The organism is Duncaniella sp. C9 (genome assembly GCF_004803935.1).
In the GTDB taxonomy this organism is placed as follows: domain Bacteria; phylum Bacteroidota; class Bacteroidia; order Bacteroidales; family Muribaculaceae; genus Duncaniella; species Duncaniella muris.
In genome coordinates, this window is record NZ_CP039547.1 from 2,599,215 (window position 1) to 2,617,932 (window position 18,718).

The window sequence follows — 18,718 nt, forward strand, 5'->3', positions numbered from 1 at the left end:
AAAGTTCGTTATATCTTAAAAACGCCTGCACAGATACTTAGTTCGGGGCATTTTGTTAAATATCTTCAAGAAATCCTTAACTTTGCAGCATAAATCAGCATCAGCCCATGTCAACACCAGCAAAGTCTGACCGGACGGAGGCAAAGCCGTTCCTGTCACAGAATATCCGCGACTGCATCGCTATTGTAAGCGGCATACTTATATATGCAGTCGGATTCACCGTGTTCATACTCCCCCACCACATAGTCATCGGCGGAATGGCCGGTTTCAGCTCACTGATTTTCTATGCCACCGGCGGGAGACTCCCGGTAGCAGTGGTAATGTATGGCACCAACATTCTGCTACTGCTCTGCGGATTCCGCTATCTTGGCAAAGGGTTTGTGTTGCGCACCATCTTCGGAGCCACGCTTCTGTCAGTGCTCATCGGATCGGTGGAAGGATATTTCACCTCTCATCCGCCTCTTGTAAGCAGCGCTCCTATGAGCGTGATAATGGGTGCGGTGATGCTTGGGCTCGGCATAGGTATATATTTCAGCCACCACGGCACCACAGGCGGCACGGACATTGTAGCGGCCATAATGTCACATGTGAGCGACATCAGCATGGGGCGAGTAATGATGATAATCGATGTCTCGATCGTAGCACTATCCTTTTTCCTGCCTTTCGACGGTGATATGGAGGCCCGTATTCAGTCACGCACACAGACCATCATCTACGGATGGCTGGCCATATATATATACTCCTGGTTGGCTGACAGGTATATCGACAAGGGAAAGCAGACAATACAGTTTATCATTCTGTCTGAAAAATGGGAGACAATAGCTTATCGAATCACGCATGAAACCGGTCGCGGAGTGAGCATGTGGGACGGCACGGGCTACTGGACCGGAGAACCGAGAAAACTGATGCTCATATGGTGCCGGCAGAATGATGTCTACCAGATTCTGCGCATCGTCAAAGAGACTGACGAGAATGCTTATGTTACAAATTCGAGCGTCAGAAGTGTATATGGCAACGGCTTCGACCGGCTGAAGCTGAAGAAGTCGTCATTGCCGTAAAGCCTGACGGACCGGGCATTGCTCCGGACCATAATTTACAGACTATAAAAAAAGCAAATCCGCGGCTCTGCATCATAGCTGAGTCGCGGATTCTATATGTTGGAACGTTTCCTTCAATATTTTAATAAGCGGGCCGGATTATTCTTCAGGAGCAAACATCGGATCCCACGGTGGGAGGAGTGTGGGCTGCTGAGTCAGAACCTTGGATGCTTTCGGGGTCAGATACTTTTTGTCGACAACCAGACGGAACATGTATTCATCAAACCACTTGTCGGTCATTATGAGGTGGCCGTCATTGGCTCCGCTGCCCCAGCTGTTTTCAACCATCCATTTCTTCGGCTTATCCTTCTGGTCGAGATCAACAGCCACAAGAGTCATTGCATGAGACGATGCTGATGAATGGGTTCGGATGCGGTCGGCTTTATTCATTCCGAACTTTGTGTCGAAAAGCGAACCGTAGTCATAGTTATTTTCATCAAGCAGACCAAGATCCTTATTGATGAATTTGCCTACATCGCATGAAAAATACATTGCCTTGCCATCTTTGATGGAAGCTATCGCCATTTGCTTTATGTCTTCGATGGGTAGATTGACATAGGTCCAGTTGTAGCCGTCATAACCGTGGCGGTCATACTCTATTTCATAGAGTTTGTAGTACTCGCGGGTGGGATCGTTCATCAGCATCACATAGTCATTTTTGAGATCGTTGCCGAAATAGGTTTTGTAGAACGACTGCGGAGTATAGGTCTTGGTATCAACTGCCATTCCGTCTGAATCACGGCGCGTCCAGGTGAATTCCACCGGCGGCTCGCCAAGATTGAGTGCAAGGATGCGGTAAATCTGAGTGAGCATTTCTTTTTTACGCGATAGCAACTGGTCGGAGTTTTTGCCTTCCGATGCAAGGCGGCGCAATTCCAGCCCGTCTTCGCGCAGACGTAACTGAAGCAGGTTGCGCATGGTGCTTGTAGACTTGCTGCTCGCAGTTTCGCCCATCACCTCAATAGGCACTACCCCATATTTCATCAGATTGTCGGCTATGCCTGTGTACTGGCCTCCATCACTCAGCGGATTGGCAAAAAGCCAGTCAACCGTGCGGTCTTCAAATGGTTTCGAGGCTGTATCGATCACTCCCTGCAGGAAGAGATTTGACTTTTCAAGCTGATCCCAGAAAAAGTTGTAGCTCTGCGAGAGTTCCAGTTTTGGCAGTTTGTGTTCGGTCATTGCCTGGGCACGGAGTACATTCAGTCCGGTGAACAGCCAGCATCGGCCCGACGAACGCTGGTTGGTGATACCCTTGCTTGGAACCCGGTGAGAAAAGTGGGTGTCAAGATTGTTGAGATTCTCATGGTTGAGGGCCAATGCATTGATGGCATTGTTGGCAAGAGCATTGTGAATGGCTTTTGTGCCTGGGGTTGCCGCATAGGCAGCCCGGAAGCCATCAATGTCACTCTGAGAAATTCCGCCCTGCCCTTGCGCGACTGCTGCGAGCCACGAAACGGACAGACCGATGAACAGCGCTGATTTCTTCATGGTCACTATCTGTTTTGGTTATTAAATTTATGGCTAATTTTATTCACAACAAAATTAAAAGAATTTTGCGAGAATTCCACGCCGGCATGTTTAAAATTTCAGGATAATACAAAAGCAGTTAAGGCGCGCTCCGCATAAGAGGCACGCCTGAACTGACATTGGCACACAGACATTGATCTATATTGATCATATATCTAGGAAATTCCGTCTGTCTACAAATTAAGGTAAGATTTCAGCGCATCGACATATTCCTCAAAGGCATTTCGCCCGGCTGAAGTTATCGAGCAGATGGTGCGGGGGCGTTTGCCGGCCATGCCTTTCTCTACGGAAATATAGCCTGCCGATGATAGCTTGTCGAGCTGCACACTGAGGTTTCCGGCAGTTGATTCGGTTTTCTCTTTGAGATACACGAAATCTGCTTCTTCCACATTCATCAGAATGGACATTATGGCAAGCCGGAGTTGCGAATGTAGAAGCGGATTCAGCTCTTTCATCCCTTTTTCGCTTTATGATTAATTATATGACCGGGAACAATCATCATTACAACCCAAAAGAGAATGAAGAGGGGCATGAACCAGTTGGCTAAAAGAGGAATCTTACCGGTCGCACAACATACCAAAACCATTCCGATAGCCAAGCCGACAATTCCGCCCCATGTAAGGGATTTCTCTTTAACGATAAGGCCTTGTGCAATCTCAGCAAAGGGAGCGGCAATAAATGTATAGACAGGCATTGCAGTCCAGCATTTGATACCGCCAATGAGTGAGAATCCGAGGCAAATAAAGGTTAAGACGATTTCGGATACTCCGAATATCGACCATAGATGAGAGGTGATTTTGTCGGAATAAGTCACTGCACCATCAGTTCGTTTTTCACGACGCGCCATTATAGAAGTTAACGGCATACCGATTACGGGAATGGCAAACCACAGCCAGTTCCATACATTTTGCTGTGTGGCTGCGAGCAGTATCCATACCAATATTGAAGTAAATACCGCAAGGTATCCCCACATAAGCAGGATGTTACCGCTGCCGAGGTAGCGGACTTTGGTGCGAGCAATCATCGAAGTAATCACTTCGAGGCTCTCTTTTTCAGTTAGTTTTTTATCTTCCATTTTACAGGTTTTTGAGAGTTAACTTTAGGTTTATTTTATAAACCATTTTCTTTTGAAAAAAGAGCGGTCGCGCGATTCCGCTCTCTATTCGGATGCAAAGCTAATAAGGTTTATAGTATAAACCAAATTTTAAATACATTTTTTTAATCTGAGACGGCGGAGCAAGTGCAGGACAAAATGATGATGATCCGCCATCAATAGACACCTCCCTGCCAAATCCATTCGAAAACATTCCGGTTGCCAAACTCTTCACCATTCACACACAACCAATATACACCTTGTTTCACCATCAAACGCTATCAGGCCAAGGTTCGATCAATATTAAAATGTGACTAAAATTTAACGTATCCATTAAAAAACCTTCTGAAAAATTTGGAGGGATCGGAATAAAGTACTACCTTTGCACCCGTAATCCACCACACAATGGTTCCTTGGCCGAGTGGTTAGGCGCCGGTCTGCAAAACCGTTTACAGCAGTTCGAATCTGCTAGGAACCTCTCAAAACCCGACTTCAAGTCGGGTTTTTCATTTATAGTCCATATTATGAGTCAGGGATTTCGGCGCAGCGGATTTTTCCGGTGGGCGGAAGGGAGATGTCAAGAGTATAGTGGCTCAAGCCGAAAGCACGGTGCATATGTTAAATTGGGCAATTAGAAGTGTTAAATTTTTAGGCGTAGAGTTTGACTAATCGGAAGATGAAGAAGTCGCGGTCCCGGACACCACGCATTTGTGAGCGAAATATTTTGACTTTAGAGTTGAATGCCTCGGCAGAGGCATTGGTCGCACGACGACGGAAATAGTTCAGGATTGTTGGGGCGTGGTTCTTGAATGTTTTGATTACCGAGCGGAAGTTGTTGTTACCCAATGCCATTACCTTTTCATACCACTTGTTCATCCTCCCCATGGCTTTTGTCGGTGAGATTTTAGCGTTGAAAATCTTGCGCAGCTCCATCGCAAGGCTGTATGCAGCCTTCAACATTGGATAGTATTTGAACAGTATGTTGACACGATGGCGCTGTATGTCAGTCCATTTGTTCTGCGACATCATCAGAGTGTGTTTGCTGCGGGCCAGTATCTGGCGCATGGTCTCTCCGTTGGAGTACGTTACCGGCGGTTCGGACTTGTTGCGGTTGTTTTCCTCTGCGATGAGCTGTCGGCGAATGTCAATGCGGATTTCGTCAACGGCCTCATTATAGACCTGTTGGACATGAAAACGGTCGTTGACTACATGGGCGTTATAGAACACTTCTGCGGCTATGAGCATCATTGATGGCGAGAGATCGCAGGTCACTTCCTTGACCCTGCGTCTGATTGATTTCTCCATAGCTCCGATGAGTATGGATATAATTTCGTCACTCTTTGTTCCGGGAATGGCTGCCGCAAGTGTTCCCTTGCCTCCGTGGCCGTCCTTGTTGGTCAGGAACGTCCATACCTCCCCGTTGCTCAGACACGTCTCATCAAGACTCATGTAAGGGCCGATATTATCGGCGTTGAAATAGAACCCACAGCCAAGCTCCTGTTCGCACCAGTCGGCGTAACCGCTTATCTTATTGCGGTACAAGTCGGCAAAATGTTTGCCGTTGACGCAGTACATCTGCGCTATCTGTTTAATCGACAGGGCTGTCGTCTCCACCTTCGTCTTTTAAAAAAGCCACGAACTCGGCGCTGAGTCGTGTTCCTTCCTCGTTGGGAAGTTCGAGATTGTAGCTGAAGATTTCGTTGGTCTGCCTGTCCCACCACTTGTTCTTGCGCATGTGAAGAAATACAGGCCGTCCACGCATCGGATAGTCCTGTATTGTTACATAATCCGTATAGCCTCGCGCTACGATATTTGGATTACGATAGTCTTCATCAGACAGTTTCTTCTTTTCGTCAAGCCATATGTCATAGGACTGTTCCGTGCGCTCGAAGCGCACCATTTCAAATAGTTCGTCCATGCCCTCGGGCAGGCACATCCATATTGCATCTGCGGTTTTCATGCCACAAATTTAACACTTTTCTCAAAATTCATGCACCGTGCTTTCGGCTTGACCCGTGTTTACCTCCTACTCGATTATGAGGGGCGTTTCCTGATTTTAGAAGAACGCCATATTCACACACGTTATTCAGCAGGCATCCGCTTGCTGAAGAATTGCGCTATGCGATCCATCGGAATCTTATCAAGATTGTCATAGAGGTCACAATGACTGGCTCCATCCACTATAAGCAACTCCTTGTTATCGCCGCAGAGCAGTTTGAATGTATCTTCTCCGAAATAGCGCGAATGAGCTTTCTCTCCATGCAGAATCATCACGGCATTCTCCAGTTCGCCGGCATATTCAAAAAATCTGAAGTTCATCAGCGGCAGTATGGATGTCACATTCCATCCATCGGTTGAATTTCCGGAACGCGGATGATAGCCACGCGGTGTCTTGTAATATGCATGATAGTCTTTCACAAACTGCGGAGCATCTGTGGGCAGAGGGTCCACCACCCCACCGGCACGCTTATAGGAACCGTTGCGATAGTCCTCTGTGCGCTGTGCCGCAAGTGATGCGCGGGCTGCGTTACGTTTCTCAGCCGAATTGTCGGTATCGAAATATCCGTTGGCTGCAACGCGGGTCATGTCATACATTGTCGATGCGACCGTGGCCTTGATACGCGGATCGTTGATGGCCGTCTGGATGGCTATACCGCCCCATCCGCAGATGCCGAGAACTCCGATCCGTGAAGAATCGACATCCGGCTGCACCGACAGGAAGTCAACCGCCGCTGAGAAATCTTCGGTATTTATGTCAGGCGAAGCCACACGCCGCGGGCGGCCGCCGCTTTCTCCGGTAAATGACGGATCGAAAGCAATTGTGATGAATCCTCGCTCTGCAAGCTGCTGGGCATATAGTCCGCTCGACTGTTCCTTGACAGCTCCAAACGGGCCGCTAACGGCTATTGCAGGAAGCTTTCTGGCAGCATCTTTCGGAGTGTACATGTCAGCTGCAAGCGTGATGCCATAGCGGTTGACAAATGTAACCTTCCGGTGATCCACTTTATCGCTTTTCGGAAATACCTTGTCCCACTCTTGTGTGAGCGCCAGTTGCTCCACCGGAGCAAGAGACATGATTGTGTTCGGATTTTCCATAACTTGAGAATTTGCTGTCAGTACACTGAATAAGATGAGATAAACTGCTTTTTTCATTTTCTTCATGTGCTGTTGGTTTAACAATCTGTTTGTCAAGTGCAAAATTAGCACGTCAGGCAGTCTTTGCAAAACCCCGAAATGCGGTAATAATTACCACTTTTCACGATTTTTCCATTTCTTTATGTCCTGAGCCAGCAAACCATTTGGGACGCCCGATCGTTTAAGCAAATGTTTAAGAACCCCTTTTACTGACCTTTAACCCCTCATTGTGATTGTATGGACAAGAAAAGACTCACCGCTGAAAACGGGCGCCCGATCGCCGACAACCAGAATGTCCAGACCGCAGGTCTGCGAGGCCCCGTCACAGCTCAAAATCCCTGGTATCTTGAAAAAATAGCCCATTTTGACCGAGAGGTCATACCGGAAAGGCGTATGCATGCCAAAGGTTCAGGCGCCTTCGGCACTTTCACCGTCACCAACGACATTACAGAATTCACCCGCGCGTCTATTTTTTCAGAAATAGGCAAACAGACACCTTGCCTTGTAAGATTTTCCACTGTAGCCGGAGAACGCGGAGCCGCTGATGCAGAGCGCGATATCCGTGGCTTCGCCATGAAATTCTACACTGATGAAGGCAACTGGGATCTCGTCGGCAACAACACCCCGGTATTTTTCCTGCGCGATCCTCTCAAATTCCCTGATCTGAATCATGCCATCAAGCGTGACCCGCGTAACGGGATGCGCAATCCGACGGCTAACTGGGACTTCTGGACTCTCCTGCCGGAAGCCCTTCATCAGGTCACAATAACAATGTCGCCACGCGGCATTCCGGCCTCATTCCGCCACATGCACGGATTCGGGAGCCACACCTATAGTTTCATCAACAAGGACAACAAGCGCATATGGGTAAAATTCCACTTCCGCACCCTTCAGGGCATAAAAAATCTGACCGACCAGGAGGCTGAGGCCATCATTGCCAAAGACCGCGAGTCGAATCAGAGAGATCTGTTCGAGGCCATTGAGCGCGGCGAATTCCCCCGCTGGAAACTCCAGATACAACTGATGACGGAAGAGGAGGCAAAAAAGTACCACATCAACCCGTTTGATTTGACCAAAGTGTGGTATCACAAAGACTTCCCACTGCACGACGTTGGAATTCTTGAACTGAACCGCAACCCTGAAAACTTTTTCGCCGAGATCGAGCAGGCGGCCTTCAATCCCGCCAATATAGTTGATGGCATAGGTTTTTCGCCTGACAAAATGCTTCAGGGACGCCTTTTCTCGTATGGCGATGCTCAACGCTACCGCCTCGGAGTCAACAACAATCTCATTCCGGTCAATCAGCCGAAGTGTCCGGCTCACGCCTATCATCGCGACGGACAGATGCGCACCGACGGCAACTATGGATCGACTATCACATACGAACCCAACAGCTTCGGGGAATGGCATGACAATCCGGGAATTAAAGAACCGCCGCTGGAACTCCAGGGGGAAGCCTATGATTATGACGAACGGGAATATGACGATGACTATTACACTCAGCCCGGCAAACTATGGCGGCTGATGTCAGACACCGACAAGCTTGCCACCTGCCAGAACACCGCGGCGCAGATGGAAGGAGTGCCGCTATTCATAAAGCAGCGCCACACACGCGCGTGTCATAATGCCGATCCTGAATATGGCAGGATGCTTGCCGAAGCACTCGGCATAGACCTAGCCGAGGCACTCACAGCCGAAGATCCTGCCCATCCGTTGTGGGACAAGCGGAAGACCAATAAATAGGAGAGATTCTACTCTAATCCGCATACATCCATAAATTCTGAATCCGGGGCATGAGACAGAGGCCTTGCCGATGATTCATGGCCCGGTTTCAATTTTTATTTTTAACTTTGCGGTTGCTGTCACATCTGTCAGCCGACAACTGGAAACAGCAGAAAACAATTCAGTCAAAACCGAAAAATGAAAGCGCTCACATATATTTCAAAAGGGAGATTCGAACTTACCGAGAAACAGATGCCTCAGATCACTGATCCGAAAGATGCGATAGTGAAAGTGACACTGTCAAGCATCTGTTCATCGGATCTGCATATCCTGCATGGATCCGTACCCCAGGCAAAGCCCGGCATAACCGTAGGCCATGAGATGGTAGGCATAGTGGAGTCGGTCGGACCGGAAGTAAGTTCTGTCAGACCGGGCGACCGGGTTGCGGTCAATGTAGAGACCTTCTGCGGGGAGTGTTTCTTCTGCCGTAGAGGCTGGGTCAACAACTGCGAGGATCCAAATGGAGGCTGGGCTCTGGGATGCAGGATCGATGGCGGACAGACTGAATATGTCAGAGTCCCGTTTGCCGACAATTGTCTCACACCAATACCCGCAGGCGTTTCCGACGAGCAGGCCCTCTTCACCGGTGACATCCTTGCCACAGGCTATTGGGCGGCCGGAATTTCAGAGATTTCAGAAAACGATACAGTGCTCATAATCGGTGCCGGCCCGACAGGCCTCTGCACCCTGCAATGCGTCAGCCTCTATAACCCACGCCATATAATTGTATGCGAGACAGATGACGCGCGTCGTGATTTTGTCAGGAAACATCATCCGGAGGTGTTTGTCACTGATCCGGCCCGATGTCTTGAGGATGTCAGCAGGCTGACCGAATCAAGAGGAGCAGACCGGGTGATCGAAGTGGCCGGAACGGATACATCTTTTGAAATGGCCTGGAGGGCAGCGCGCCCCAACGCCATTGTGACCATAGTGGCTCTATATGACAAGCCTCAGATATTGCCTCTCCCCGATATGTATGGCAAAAATCTCACGTTCAAGACCGGAGGCGTAGACGGCTGTAAATGCGACAAAATTCTCCGTCTGATCGCCGAAGGTAAAATCGACACTACACCACTCATCACTCACCGCTATCCGCTGAGCAGAATACGCGAGGCCTATTCGTTATTCGAACAACGCCGCGAAAACGTCATCAAAATAGCCGTTTATCCTGACTCCGACGGATGTACGGTCGAGCCTGATGACATTGACGAACTTGAGCAACTCGGTCTTGACAGTTGCGGAGACTAAGCTATCACATCTATCAGAGCAGCTTCCTAAAAAATTACGGTGCGCGGCATTTGAAATCTGCCACGCACCGACGAACGAAATATTGCCTGCAATCTTATTTACCTTAATTATTATTTAACAAGCCGGCTGATTATCTGACCGCAACTTTGCGGACTACAGTCTGCGTTTCACCATATGCCTTTACTATATAAAGACCCGGAGCTACGCGAACACAATCAGCAGCATCGGCAACTTTCATCCCGGCCATATTGTAGACCTTGATCCGGCTCACGCCGTCAGCAAAAATCATCCGGCCGGAAGTGTGGATTCTGACTCCGTTGTCAGAGACAATTGATTCTATACCTGTAGTTGTGTCTTCAAGTTCGCTTTCTATATATGCCTTTACTTTTTTCCCGATTGCAGCACTTGTAGCAGCCCTAAACTCCCCGGCAGAATCATAACCGAGTTTTGAAATGGATGTAACACCTATATAATTGAATGTGGCAGTCGCATCATTGCCAAGGACACCCTGAGCCGCGCCGGCATTATCTGCAGAGTGGTTGAGTCTGATGCCAAGATAAGAGAAGCCCCACGCATCCTGATCGTTATACTTGAACGATTTGTTGTTTGCAAACGAGGATGGGAGTTCAAATTCTTCACTCCAGTCAGGAGTGGCTGTAGGGCTTAGAGGGTGTTTCATAGCAATAGTTAAAATTCGAGCGAAAGATTTGAGATGGATATGGCTCTGAATTGAAGGAGCATAGCGAGCTATGTGACTGAGATGAAGAGCCATAGACGCTCAAAGCTTTCGGAGGCGATTGTATTGTCTTTTTGTAAATATAGTATTCCATTTGTGAAAAATTTTGAGTTACCTGAGCCTTGGTGTCTCTTTTGCTAAATTGTTGAAGCTCGTCAGTCGCATAGCTCGCTATGCTTCTTCCTCCCTTCCAACAATTTATCTAAAAGATACACCACTCAGATTTTAACTCTTGTTATGAAACACCTTCTTACATTCTCATTGGCGAGACTTGGGAGATAGCGCCAATAATAAGCCTCGGTATCAGTAGCCTGATTATTGGTAGCATATCGGCCGGCATTTGAATTCTGGCTGGTTATGAAATACGGAGTAATGATATTGTCGTCAGAAACTACAGGGCCAAATTCCGACCGTTTTAACCGCTATCTGCGAAGTTTTTTGTGGATTGACGATATCATACTTGTCATTGACGATCTTGCGAGCCATGAAGAAGGCTCCTATCAGTGGCTGTGGCATCCTATCGGCACAACTGTCAAAAAAGGGGTTGATCTTGACATCAGAAACGGGAAAGCTCATGTAGTGCTCCGCCAGCTCTACCCCGAAACTCTGGCTCCGTCAGATTTCATCCATGATTATCCCTCCAATATGACATGGGAAATCCACAATGCTCCCGGAGAGGACAATAAAGGCGATCAGCCATACTATTCATTCCATCTGCCCAAACGCCATGACCGGGTGAAAGGGGGGACCGCACTCATCCTTGATCCTGAGAGCCAGCCAGAGATCGAACGCCGCAAGGGTGACGGTTGGATCGGAGTCAGAATCAAGTCACACGGTAAAATTACAGATGTCTATATCAACCAGCTTGCCGACGGACGGATTATGCACATGAATTCATGGATCAATCCGGACGGATGGAATACCGATGCCTATATCACAGCGCTGACATATTCTGATGACAAACAAGCACTCCAGCACAGACCGTCACGCCATATCATCATTTATGGCAGCCGCCTCCGGCATGGAAACAGTGATCCGCTTTACTCTGAGTTGAAAAAAAACAATAAAATATGGTAACGGACCGACATTATCAGCGGGTGACTTATATGTCATTGAGAGCCATCGGATTCATATCCTTGCAAAATTTTATGGATGGAAAAATTTAGCGGATTTATGAAAATTCCATTTGGAAAATCAAACGAAATAGTATAACTTTGTGTTGTAAAATTGAAGAGAGCTAAAAAATCCCGCGCCGGAGCACGATTGGGAAACTCATCAATTATTCTTGAAATACCGAGACAAGCTTAGTCGCCCGATGGCGGGCCTCATCCCCTTTCGGGGAGGCGTAATTGCCCGGAGGATTACAAAGGTCGGCGAGCACTCAAATCCTGTCATTCGGAGTTTCATCATCTTCCTCCGGCGTGGTTCTTATAAGGTCGGCTTCGCTCACAATCCGAGCGAAGCCGGCTGTTTTTCTATGCGGATACGCCCAGATGAAACGGCCTTACAGAATTTTTCTAATATTACTGTCCGCTAAACTTTTTTTGAGCGATTGAAAAATTAGGGCTGACACCTATTGCAGGAGTCAGCCCTAAATGGTTATTTTGGTGTCGCCAAACAATCCATGAATAACCATGAGTAAAAGTAGTAATTTCGGCTCAAGCCGAAAGCACGGTGCATATGTTAAATTGGGCAATTAGAAGTGTTAAATTTTTAGGCGTAGAGTTTGACTAATCGGAAGATGAAGAAGTCGCGGTCCCGGACACCACGCATTTGTGAGCGAAATATTTTGACTTTAGAGTTGAATGCCTCGGCAGAGGCATTGGTCGCACGACGACGGAAATAGTTCAGGATTGTTGGGGCGTGGTTCTTGAATGTTTTGATTACCGAGCGGAAGTTGTTGTTACCCAATGCCATTACCTTTTCATACCACTTGTTCATCCTCCCCATGGCTTTTGTCGGTGAGATTTTAGCGTTGAAAATCTTGCGCAGCTCCATCGCAAGGCTGTATGCAGCCTTCAACATTGGATAGTATTTGAACAGTATGTTGACACGATGGCGCTGTATGTCAGTCCATTTGTTCTGCGACATCATCAGAGTGTGTTTGCTGCGGGCCAGTATCTGGCGCATGGTCTCTCCGTTGGAGTACGTTACCGGCGGTTCGGACTTGTTGCGGTTGTTTTCCTCTGCGATGAGCTGTCGGCGAATGTCAATGCGGATTTCGTCAACGGCCTCATTATAGACCTGTTGGACATGAAAACGGTCGTTGACTACATGGGCGTTATAGAACACTTCTGCGGCTATGAGCATCATTGATGGCGAGAGATCGCAGGTCACTTCCTTGACCCTGCGTCTGATTGATTTCTCCATAGCTCCGATGAGTATGGATATAATTTCGTCACTCTTTGTTCCGGGAATGGCTGCCGCAAGTGTTCCCTTGCCTCCGTGGCCGTCCTTGTTGGTCAGGAACGTCCATACCTCCCCGTTGCTCAGACACGTCTCATCAAGACTCATGTAAGGGCCGATATTATCGGCGTTGAAATAGAACCCACAGCCAAGCTCCTGTTCGCACCAGTCGGCGTAACCGCTTATCTTATTGCGGTACAAGTCGGCAAAATGTTTGCCGTTGACGCAGTACATCTGCGCTATCTGTTTAATCGACAGGGCTGTCGTCTCCACCTTCGTCTTTTAAAAAAGCCACGAACTCGGCGCTGAGTCGTGTTCCTTCCTCGTTGGGAAGTTCGAGATTGTAGCTGAAGATTTCGTTGGTCTGCCTGTCCCACCACTTGTTCTTGCGCATGTGAAGAAATACAGGCCGTCCACGCATCGGATAGTCCTGTATTGTTACATAATCCGTATAGCCTCGCGCTACGATATTTGGATTACGATAGTCTTCATCAGACAGTTTCTTCTTTTCGTCAAGCCATATGTCATAGGACTGTTCCGTGCGCTCGAAGCGCACCATTTCAAATAGTTCGTCCATGCCCTCGGGCAGGCACATCCATATTGCATCTGCGGTTTTCATGCCACAAATTTAACACTTTTCTCAAAATTCATGCACCGTGCTTTCGGCTTGACCCGTAATTTCTTCGGACAGCCGATATATGGACAGCTGATAAAATCACTCAATCGTGAAAAAATTGTTGAATTCAGCCGAAAACACGGCGGAGAGAAGTATGTAAAGAGCTTTGACGGCTATACGCATCTGCTTACGATGCTCTATGCCGTGATCCAGCGCTTCGACTCATTGCGTGAGATAGAGACATCTATGACAGCGGAGGTTCGCAAACTGCACCATGTCGGAATTGATACTGTACCAAAGCGCAGCACCCTGTCGGATGCAAATGCCCGACGGTCAGAGAAGTTCTTTGAGGATGTCTATCGCGACCTGTATGCAGCCAACAAAGACATTCTTTCATCGGACAGCAGACGCAACGGCACGGAAGAGTGGATAAAGCAGCTTAGGATTATCGATTCCACTACAATCACATTGTTCTCCAACGCTATTTTCAAGGGCGTTGGTCGACACCCCAAGACGGGAAAGAAGAAAGGCGGCATAAAGGTACACTCTGTCATACACGCCAACGAGGGGGTTCCCTGCGATGTGCAGTTCACTTCGGCGGCCACCAATGACTCTTTCATGCTTGCTCCGAGCCATTACAGCCACAACGAGATAGTCGCTCTTGACCGCGCCTATATCAATTATGCCAAATTCGAGGAACTGACGGACCGTGGCGTTGTATATGTCACCAAAATGAAGAAAAACCTCAGTTATGAGGTACTTGTAGACTGTATGCATCAGAACCCGCAGGGACTGATGGAATACCGTGAACAGGTCGTGGTGTTCCGTAAAGACGGCATAAACCACATCGCCAGAATAATTACATACGTTGACATCAAGAAGAACGGGAAGCCAAAACTCATATCGCTTCTGACCAACGACTTCGACATGCCGCCAGAGACAATCGTGGCGATATACCGCCGCCGATGGCAGATAGAGTCTCTTTTCAAGCAGATCAAACAGAACTTCCCCTTGAGATACTTCTATGGCGAGAGCGCCAACGCCATCAAAATCCAGATATGGGTTACACTCATCGCAAATCTGCTGCTGTCAGTACTTCAAAGCAAACTCGAAAGACGTTGGAGCTTCTCAGGGCTTGCTACAATCGTCAGAATTGTGCTGATGTATTACCTGAATCTCGAAAAGTTCCTCAATCAGCCCGATGCAGACCTGAAAATCATGCTCGCCGAAGCATCGGAATCGCCTCCCGAAGTTCCTGAAAACTGCTGAGGGGGCTTGTCAAATACAAAAAGTAAGTCCAACTTCTGCCGTTCAGGAAGTTGGACTCGCCTTTTTATGGTTTAGCGGACAGTAATATTTTTCTAACGGGTTTGAAAGTGATTCCGGGTCAGCGGATTTTTCCGGTGGGCGGAAGGGGATGTCGGAGCATAGTGTTAGCTTGGCAAAATGAAACCAGACCAACTACTCAGATCCATCCTCCCCGAAGTCCTGATAGACAACTTCGACATTGACCGCTTTGAAAAAAGCGAGAGCCGTTTCGACATTTGGCTTGATGAAAAGAATGAACAACTTAGCGAAGACAAGTACAATAAAAACATAATCTGCTACGGTTTTGGTGATTACCGAACCATACAGGATTATCCCATAAGGGGGCGTGCCACATACCTGCATGTGCGGAAGCGCAAGTGGCTTGACTGGAGACAGTTTGCTGGAAAGAATGAGCAATGATTGTCATATATAAGCATTTGCCATATATTTAGAGGCCGTTTAAAAACAATAGTTAAAATCTGAGCGAAAGTTTTGAGGTGGATATGACTCCTTCCTCATTTGCAACAATTTATCTAAAAGATAAACCACTCAGTTTTTAACTATTGGTTTTAAACGACCTCTTATATCCCGTTCCCCGATATTTATTAATTCCGTGGGCGCATATCTCTCCGGATTACCAGGATCGGAAGTATTAACAAAATAGCAAGTATTGAGACTGCCAGGCCTCCCATTGTACCTATGGCAAGCGGAAACCAGAAAGATTCTTTACTCTCGCCGATTATAAAAGGTATGAATCCGAGGATGGTCGACATGACAGTCAGCAGTATGGGAACTATCTTGACGCGGAAAGCACGCAGATAGGTTTTCAATGGTGCCATTTGCGGATATCCGGCTTGCAATGAATTGTATTCATTGAGAATATATATCGCAGCGTTAACGGTGATGCCTGCAAGCAGTATGAAGGACGCGAAGCCTCCCTGATCAAAGTTAAGTTTGAACAGATAGAACGAGGCGAAAACTCCGATGAATGACACCGGTATGATGAAAATGATGGCAAATGGCTGTCGCAGTGAATTAAACAGTATCGAGGTTGTGAAGAATATTATGCCCATGACGAGCAACAGCAGCAAGTAATTCCCGCTTTCATCTTTGGCTTTCCACTGGCGCTGCTCTCTTTCGGCTTTATATCCCACCGGCATGAGGGCATTGATTGTCTCAAGGTCGCGGTCGAGCACTTTATCGCCCTGCATGTTGGAACCTATATATTCATATTGAAGACACATCACATATTCCTGGTTTTTCTTGACAATGTCCTGCGGGGCCTGACGTTTTTCTATCGAGCCTATATCTGACAGTTTGAATGTGCGCCCTCTGACGGTAAAAGGCTGACGCATGAGGGTGAAAATATCGTAGGCATCCGACTGGATGGAATAGAGATTTATACGCTGCGATGTGCGGTCTACAACAATCTGCCCGCAGTTGATCTCCCGACCGAATGTCGGCTTGATTGCCGAGAATAGCTGTGTGGCTGTGATGCCGTATTTAGCCATGCGGTCCCTGTCAAAAACCAGGTGAAACTCCGTATAGTCATCCTTCCAGTTAGAGAACTCGGATGCTACCGCCACTTCCTTGATGCGACGGTGGGTCAGCAGTGTGTCACGCATACGGTAGGCCCAGTCAGAGAGTTCGTCATAATTGTAGCCTGTCATCTTCACGCGGTAGCTTCCGGCCGTCTCTCTGACATCGTTGCTGAACCCTTGGTCTTCAAGACCATATACGCTCCATGAACCGCCACCGAGTGTAAGAGCCTTGGATATGACCTCGCCCTTCAGTTTGTAAGGGAATCCGTCATGCTGATGCCCCTCATTGAACATCACCGAAATGGATGCACGACGGGCACTTGACACGGAAGTCTGAAACTGGCGTATTTCCTTAAACCCGCACAAATAGGCCTCCATCTGCCTTACAAGTGCGTCCATCTGCCGGAGTGTAGCTCCGTTGGGCAGAGTGGCGTTGATATGCAGAACCGGCTCACTATTGTCGCGGTCCCAATAGGAACCGTTGTAGACTTTTTCGACAAACAGTCGCAGAGTGCCACCGAGTGCAATGTCGGTCACCGGTCTGATTTTCTCCCGATATGTCGGGCTTCCGAATATGGAATTATATTTCTCTGTCCAGTATCCCTCACCTTCGATTTTATCCGGGAGCATGAACACCGGCAATCCGAAAGAGAGTATCACAATAACAATCATGGCGACCCTGAACCGCAGCATAAACCGAACTATGCTGGCATAAAGACGTGAAAGGCTCAGAGAGACCCGATGGCGCAGACTGCGGAATTTTACGTTCTTGCCATTCACCCTTTGCAGGCCAAGCCTCTCCACAAGTGCTGGCACAAGCAGCAGTGCCACCGCGAGCGAGACGGAGAGATTGATGATGACCACTGTGACAAAATCCTCCAGACTTAGGCGTGTTTTCTCGTCCATGAAATAGACCACCGACAATGCGCCGATTGTGGTAATTGTAGCGGCAAGAATGGCGGTGAAAGCCCGCAGGTTACGCCGGCGCGTGTAGTGATCGGCCATTACAATGAGATTGTCGATGACGAGATTGAGTGAAATTGTGATTCCTGCGAGTGTATAGAGCTGGATTTCGATGTGGGCGAAATAATAGAACACTGCCGCCACGGCAAGATTGATTGTCAGGCCTATGGTTATCATCAGCACATAGCGAAAATTGAGAGTGACAAGGCCAACGAACAGCAGGAGTATCAGCACTGTGAGTCCTGTGCGGAAATATATCTTATCGAGCTCGCCGCGAATGCTTTCGGTTGCGTCATATGACAGGTCAATCATATAGCCCTCAGGCATTACAGTCTCAAATCGGCTGACGGCTGTCCTGATTTCTTCAGCCAGCGTAAGCTGATTGGCATCCTCCTCGGATGTAATATTTACATAGATGGAGTTAAGCCCGTTGATGCGGAAATGACTTTTAGGTGCCGCCTCGGTGTGGATGACACTCACAAGTTTATCAAGAGTGACCGATAAGCCGCTGTTCAGTCTGACGGAAATTTCCGATGGGATAAATGAGCCGGCCGTGCCATCGGTATGCAGCGATAGGCGGATGTATTCAGATTTGTCACCGTCATCGGCTATGACAGGTGCCATGCCAAGAAATTCGCTGGTATAATGCTCGCGTATGGCCTGACGCAGATCGGACGGCGTAAGGCCGAGCGATGACAGCCTGTCTATATCGTAATGCAGCTGCCACTCCATAGGCTGCGCACCGTTGAGTTCTACCTTATATACTCCGGGGATACGGGCAAGGAGCGGTTTGAGATTTTCTTCTCCATAAGTCTGGATTTCTGACGGATTGGCCGGAGCGTTGAGACGGTAGACCATGAATGGCCTGGAGCTCTCCTTCTCAACCGCGCGGGCCGATATGGATGGGTAGCTGACACCCTCGGGCAGTTCGCTCCATATCTGCCTGACGAGTGTCGAGACCTCAAAACGCACCATATCGATGTCGGCATGCTTGTCAAGGTCGATTGACACGCGGCCGCCCCCGTTGGATGATTTTGAGCTGATGCCTTTCACTCCACTGACACGCGCGAGCACTGATTCGATGCGTGAAGTGACCTCGGCCTCGATGGTTCTGGCCGAACTGCCCTGCATCGAGAAACTGACTGTGAGTGACGGCAGATTGCGCGAAGGAGCGAGTTTGACCGGAAGGAACGGCACAAGCGCGCATCCCACCAGCGACAGGACGATAAAAATGACTATTATGGAAAACGATCGTGAGGCCAT

The 18,718-nt window shown here is 48.3% G+C and carries 16 protein-coding genes and 1 tRNA gene; 7 read left to right on the forward strand and 10 right to left on the reverse strand.

From position 1 onward, the window contains the following. Positions 1 to 107 precede the first annotated feature (107 nt). Positions 108 to 1,058, forward strand: coding sequence for a YitT family protein (locus E7745_RS10890; protein WP_107031363.1), 951 nt, complete (start codon positions 108 to 110; stop codon positions 1,056 to 1,058). A 138-nt stretch (positions 1,059 to 1,196) separates the two neighbouring features. On the opposite strand, the gene E7745_RS10895 is transcribed toward E7745_RS10890, so the two are convergent. The 3 genes from E7745_RS10895 to E7745_RS10905 form a co-directional block, all read right to left on the reverse strand. Then, positions 1,197 to 2,588, reverse strand: coding sequence for a C1 family peptidase (locus E7745_RS10895; protein ID WP_123398869.1), 1,392 nt, complete (start codon positions 2,586 to 2,588; stop codon positions 1,197 to 1,199). A gap of 212 nt (positions 2,589 to 2,800) precedes the next feature. Continuing rightward, a complete protein-coding gene (locus E7745_RS10900) occupies positions 2,801 to 3,082 on the reverse strand; it encodes a transcriptional regulator (RefSeq protein ID WP_123398868.1) in 282 nt (93 codons plus the stop codon). Then, a complete protein-coding gene (locus E7745_RS10905) occupies positions 3,079 to 3,702 on the reverse strand; it encodes a hypothetical protein (protein ID WP_123398867.1) in 624 nt (207 codons plus the stop codon). Before E7745_RS10905 ends, E7745_RS10900 begins: the two co-directional genes overlap by 4 nt. Positions 3,703 to 4,127: 425 nt before the next feature. Between E7745_RS10905 and E7745_RS10910 the strand changes: the two genes are divergently transcribed. Further along, positions 4,128 to 4,198: transfer RNA gene (locus tag E7745_RS10910), tRNA-Cys, on the forward strand. A 170-nt stretch (positions 4,199 to 4,368) separates the two neighbouring features. Here E7745_RS10910 and E7745_RS10915 read toward each other — a convergent pair. The 3 genes from E7745_RS10915 to E7745_RS10925 form a co-directional block, all read right to left on the reverse strand. After that, complete coding sequence (locus tag E7745_RS10915) at positions 4,369 to 5,334, reverse strand: transposase (RefSeq protein WP_237613087.1); 966 nt, start codon at positions 5,332 to 5,334, stop codon at positions 4,369 to 4,371. Continuing rightward, entirely contained in the window at positions 5,309 to 5,680 is a 372-nt protein-coding gene (locus E7745_RS10920) for a transposase family protein (RefSeq protein ID WP_107037111.1), read from the reverse strand. The genes E7745_RS10915 and E7745_RS10920 overlap by 26 nt, the downstream gene beginning before the upstream one ends. Before the next feature lie 122 nt (positions 5,681 to 5,802). Next, positions 5,803 to 6,873: an alpha/beta hydrolase gene (locus tag E7745_RS10925; protein WP_369699874.1), complete on the reverse strand. Its 1,071-nt coding sequence runs from the start codon at positions 6,871 to 6,873 to the stop codon at positions 5,803 to 5,805. A 219-nt stretch (positions 6,874 to 7,092) separates the two neighbouring features. Here E7745_RS10925 and E7745_RS10930 point away from each other — a divergent pair, with 219 nt between their 5' ends. Further along, entirely contained in the window at positions 7,093 to 8,598 is a 1,506-nt protein-coding gene (locus E7745_RS10930) for a catalase (RefSeq protein WP_123398797.1), read from the forward strand. Between the two features lie 177 nt (positions 8,599 to 8,775). After that, on the forward strand, positions 8,776 to 9,885 hold the full coding sequence (locus E7745_RS10935) for an alcohol dehydrogenase (RefSeq protein WP_124076395.1): 1,110 nt from the start codon (positions 8,776 to 8,778) through the stop codon (positions 9,883 to 9,885). A gap of 130 nt (positions 9,886 to 10,015) precedes the next feature. On the opposite strand, the gene E7745_RS10940 is transcribed toward E7745_RS10935, so the two are convergent. Further along, a complete protein-coding gene (locus E7745_RS10940; protein ID WP_124076396.1) occupies positions 10,016 to 10,564 on the reverse strand; it encodes a T9SS type A sorting domain-containing protein in 549 nt (182 codons plus the stop codon). Positions 10,565 to 10,978: 414 nt separating this feature from the next. On the opposite strand from E7745_RS10940, the gene E7745_RS10945 reads away from it, so the two are divergent. Continuing rightward, a complete protein-coding gene (locus tag E7745_RS10945) occupies positions 10,979 to 11,698 on the forward strand; it encodes a hypothetical protein (RefSeq protein WP_124076398.1) in 720 nt (239 codons plus the stop codon). Positions 11,699 to 12,334: 636 nt separating this feature from the next. On the opposite strand, the gene E7745_RS10950 is transcribed toward E7745_RS10945, so the two are convergent. Then, entirely contained in the window at positions 12,335 to 13,300 is a 966-nt protein-coding gene (locus E7745_RS10950) for a transposase (protein ID WP_237613087.1), read from the reverse strand. Next, positions 13,275 to 13,646 (reverse strand): transposase family protein, encoded by a 372-nt coding sequence (locus tag E7745_RS10955; protein ID WP_107037111.1) that lies wholly within the window; start codon positions 13,644 to 13,646, stop codon positions 13,275 to 13,277. The genes E7745_RS10950 and E7745_RS10955 overlap by 26 nt, the downstream gene beginning before the upstream one ends. Positions 13,647 to 13,676: 30 nt before the next feature. Between E7745_RS10955 and E7745_RS10960 the strand changes: the two genes are divergently transcribed. After that, positions 13,677 to 14,912, forward strand: coding sequence for an IS4 family transposase (locus E7745_RS10960; protein ID WP_136408822.1), 1,236 nt, complete (start codon positions 13,677 to 13,679; stop codon positions 14,910 to 14,912). Between the two features lie 177 nt (positions 14,913 to 15,089). Further along, complete coding sequence (locus tag E7745_RS10965; protein ID WP_107031768.1) at positions 15,090 to 15,371, forward strand: transposase family protein; 282 nt, start codon at positions 15,090 to 15,092, stop codon at positions 15,369 to 15,371. A 185-nt stretch (positions 15,372 to 15,556) separates the two neighbouring features. Here E7745_RS10965 and E7745_RS10970 read toward each other — a convergent pair whose 3' ends face one another. Then, a complete protein-coding gene (locus tag E7745_RS10970) occupies positions 15,557 to 18,718 on the reverse strand; it encodes an efflux RND transporter permease subunit (protein WP_136408823.1) in 3,162 nt (1,053 codons plus the stop codon).

What these genes read in the sequence shown, in the direction of transcription:
- E7745_RS10890 (WP_107031363.1), top strand. Translation starts at nt 108, where the DNA reads ATGTCAACACCAGCAAAGTCTGACCGGACGGAGGCAAAGCCGTTCCTG.
- E7745_RS10895 (WP_123398869.1), bottom strand. Translation starts at nt 2,588, where the DNA reads ATGAAGAAATCAGCGCTGTTCATCGGTCTGTCCGTTTCGTGGCTCGCA.
- E7745_RS10900 (WP_123398868.1), bottom strand. Translation starts at nt 3,082, where the DNA reads ATGAAAGAGCTGAATCCGCTTCTACATTCGCAACTCCGGCTTGCCATA.
- E7745_RS10905 (WP_123398867.1), bottom strand. Translation starts at nt 3,702, where the DNA reads ATGGAAGATAAAAAACTAACTGAAAAAGAGAGCCTCGAAGTGATTACT.
- E7745_RS10920 (WP_107037111.1), bottom strand. Translation starts at nt 5,680, where the DNA reads ATGAAAACCGCAGATGCAATATGGATGTGCCTGCCCGAGGGCATGGAC.
- E7745_RS10925 (WP_369699874.1), bottom strand. Translation starts at nt 6,873, where the DNA reads ATGAAAAAAGCAGTTTATCTCATCTTATTCAGTGTACTGACAGCAAAT.
- E7745_RS10930 (WP_123398797.1), top strand. Translation starts at nt 7,093, where the DNA reads ATGGACAAGAAAAGACTCACCGCTGAAAACGGGCGCCCGATCGCCGAC.
- E7745_RS10935 (WP_124076395.1), top strand. Translation starts at nt 8,776, where the DNA reads ATGAAAGCGCTCACATATATTTCAAAAGGGAGATTCGAACTTACCGAG.
- E7745_RS10940 (WP_124076396.1), bottom strand. Translation starts at nt 10,564, where the DNA reads ATGAAACACCCTCTAAGCCCTACAGCCACTCCTGACTGGAGTGAAGAA.
- E7745_RS10945 (WP_124076398.1), top strand. Translation starts at nt 10,979, where the DNA reads ATGAAATACGGAGTAATGATATTGTCGTCAGAAACTACAGGGCCAAAT.
- E7745_RS10955 (WP_107037111.1), bottom strand. Translation starts at nt 13,646, where the DNA reads ATGAAAACCGCAGATGCAATATGGATGTGCCTGCCCGAGGGCATGGAC.
- E7745_RS10960 (WP_136408822.1), top strand. Translation starts at nt 13,677, where the DNA reads ATGCACCGTGCTTTCGGCTTGACCCGTAATTTCTTCGGACAGCCGATA.
- E7745_RS10965 (WP_107031768.1), top strand. Translation starts at nt 15,090, where the DNA reads ATGAAACCAGACCAACTACTCAGATCCATCCTCCCCGAAGTCCTGATA.
- E7745_RS10970 (WP_136408823.1), bottom strand. Translation starts at nt 18,718, where the DNA reads ATGGCCTCACGATCGTTTTCCATAATAGTCATTTTTATCGTCCTGTCG.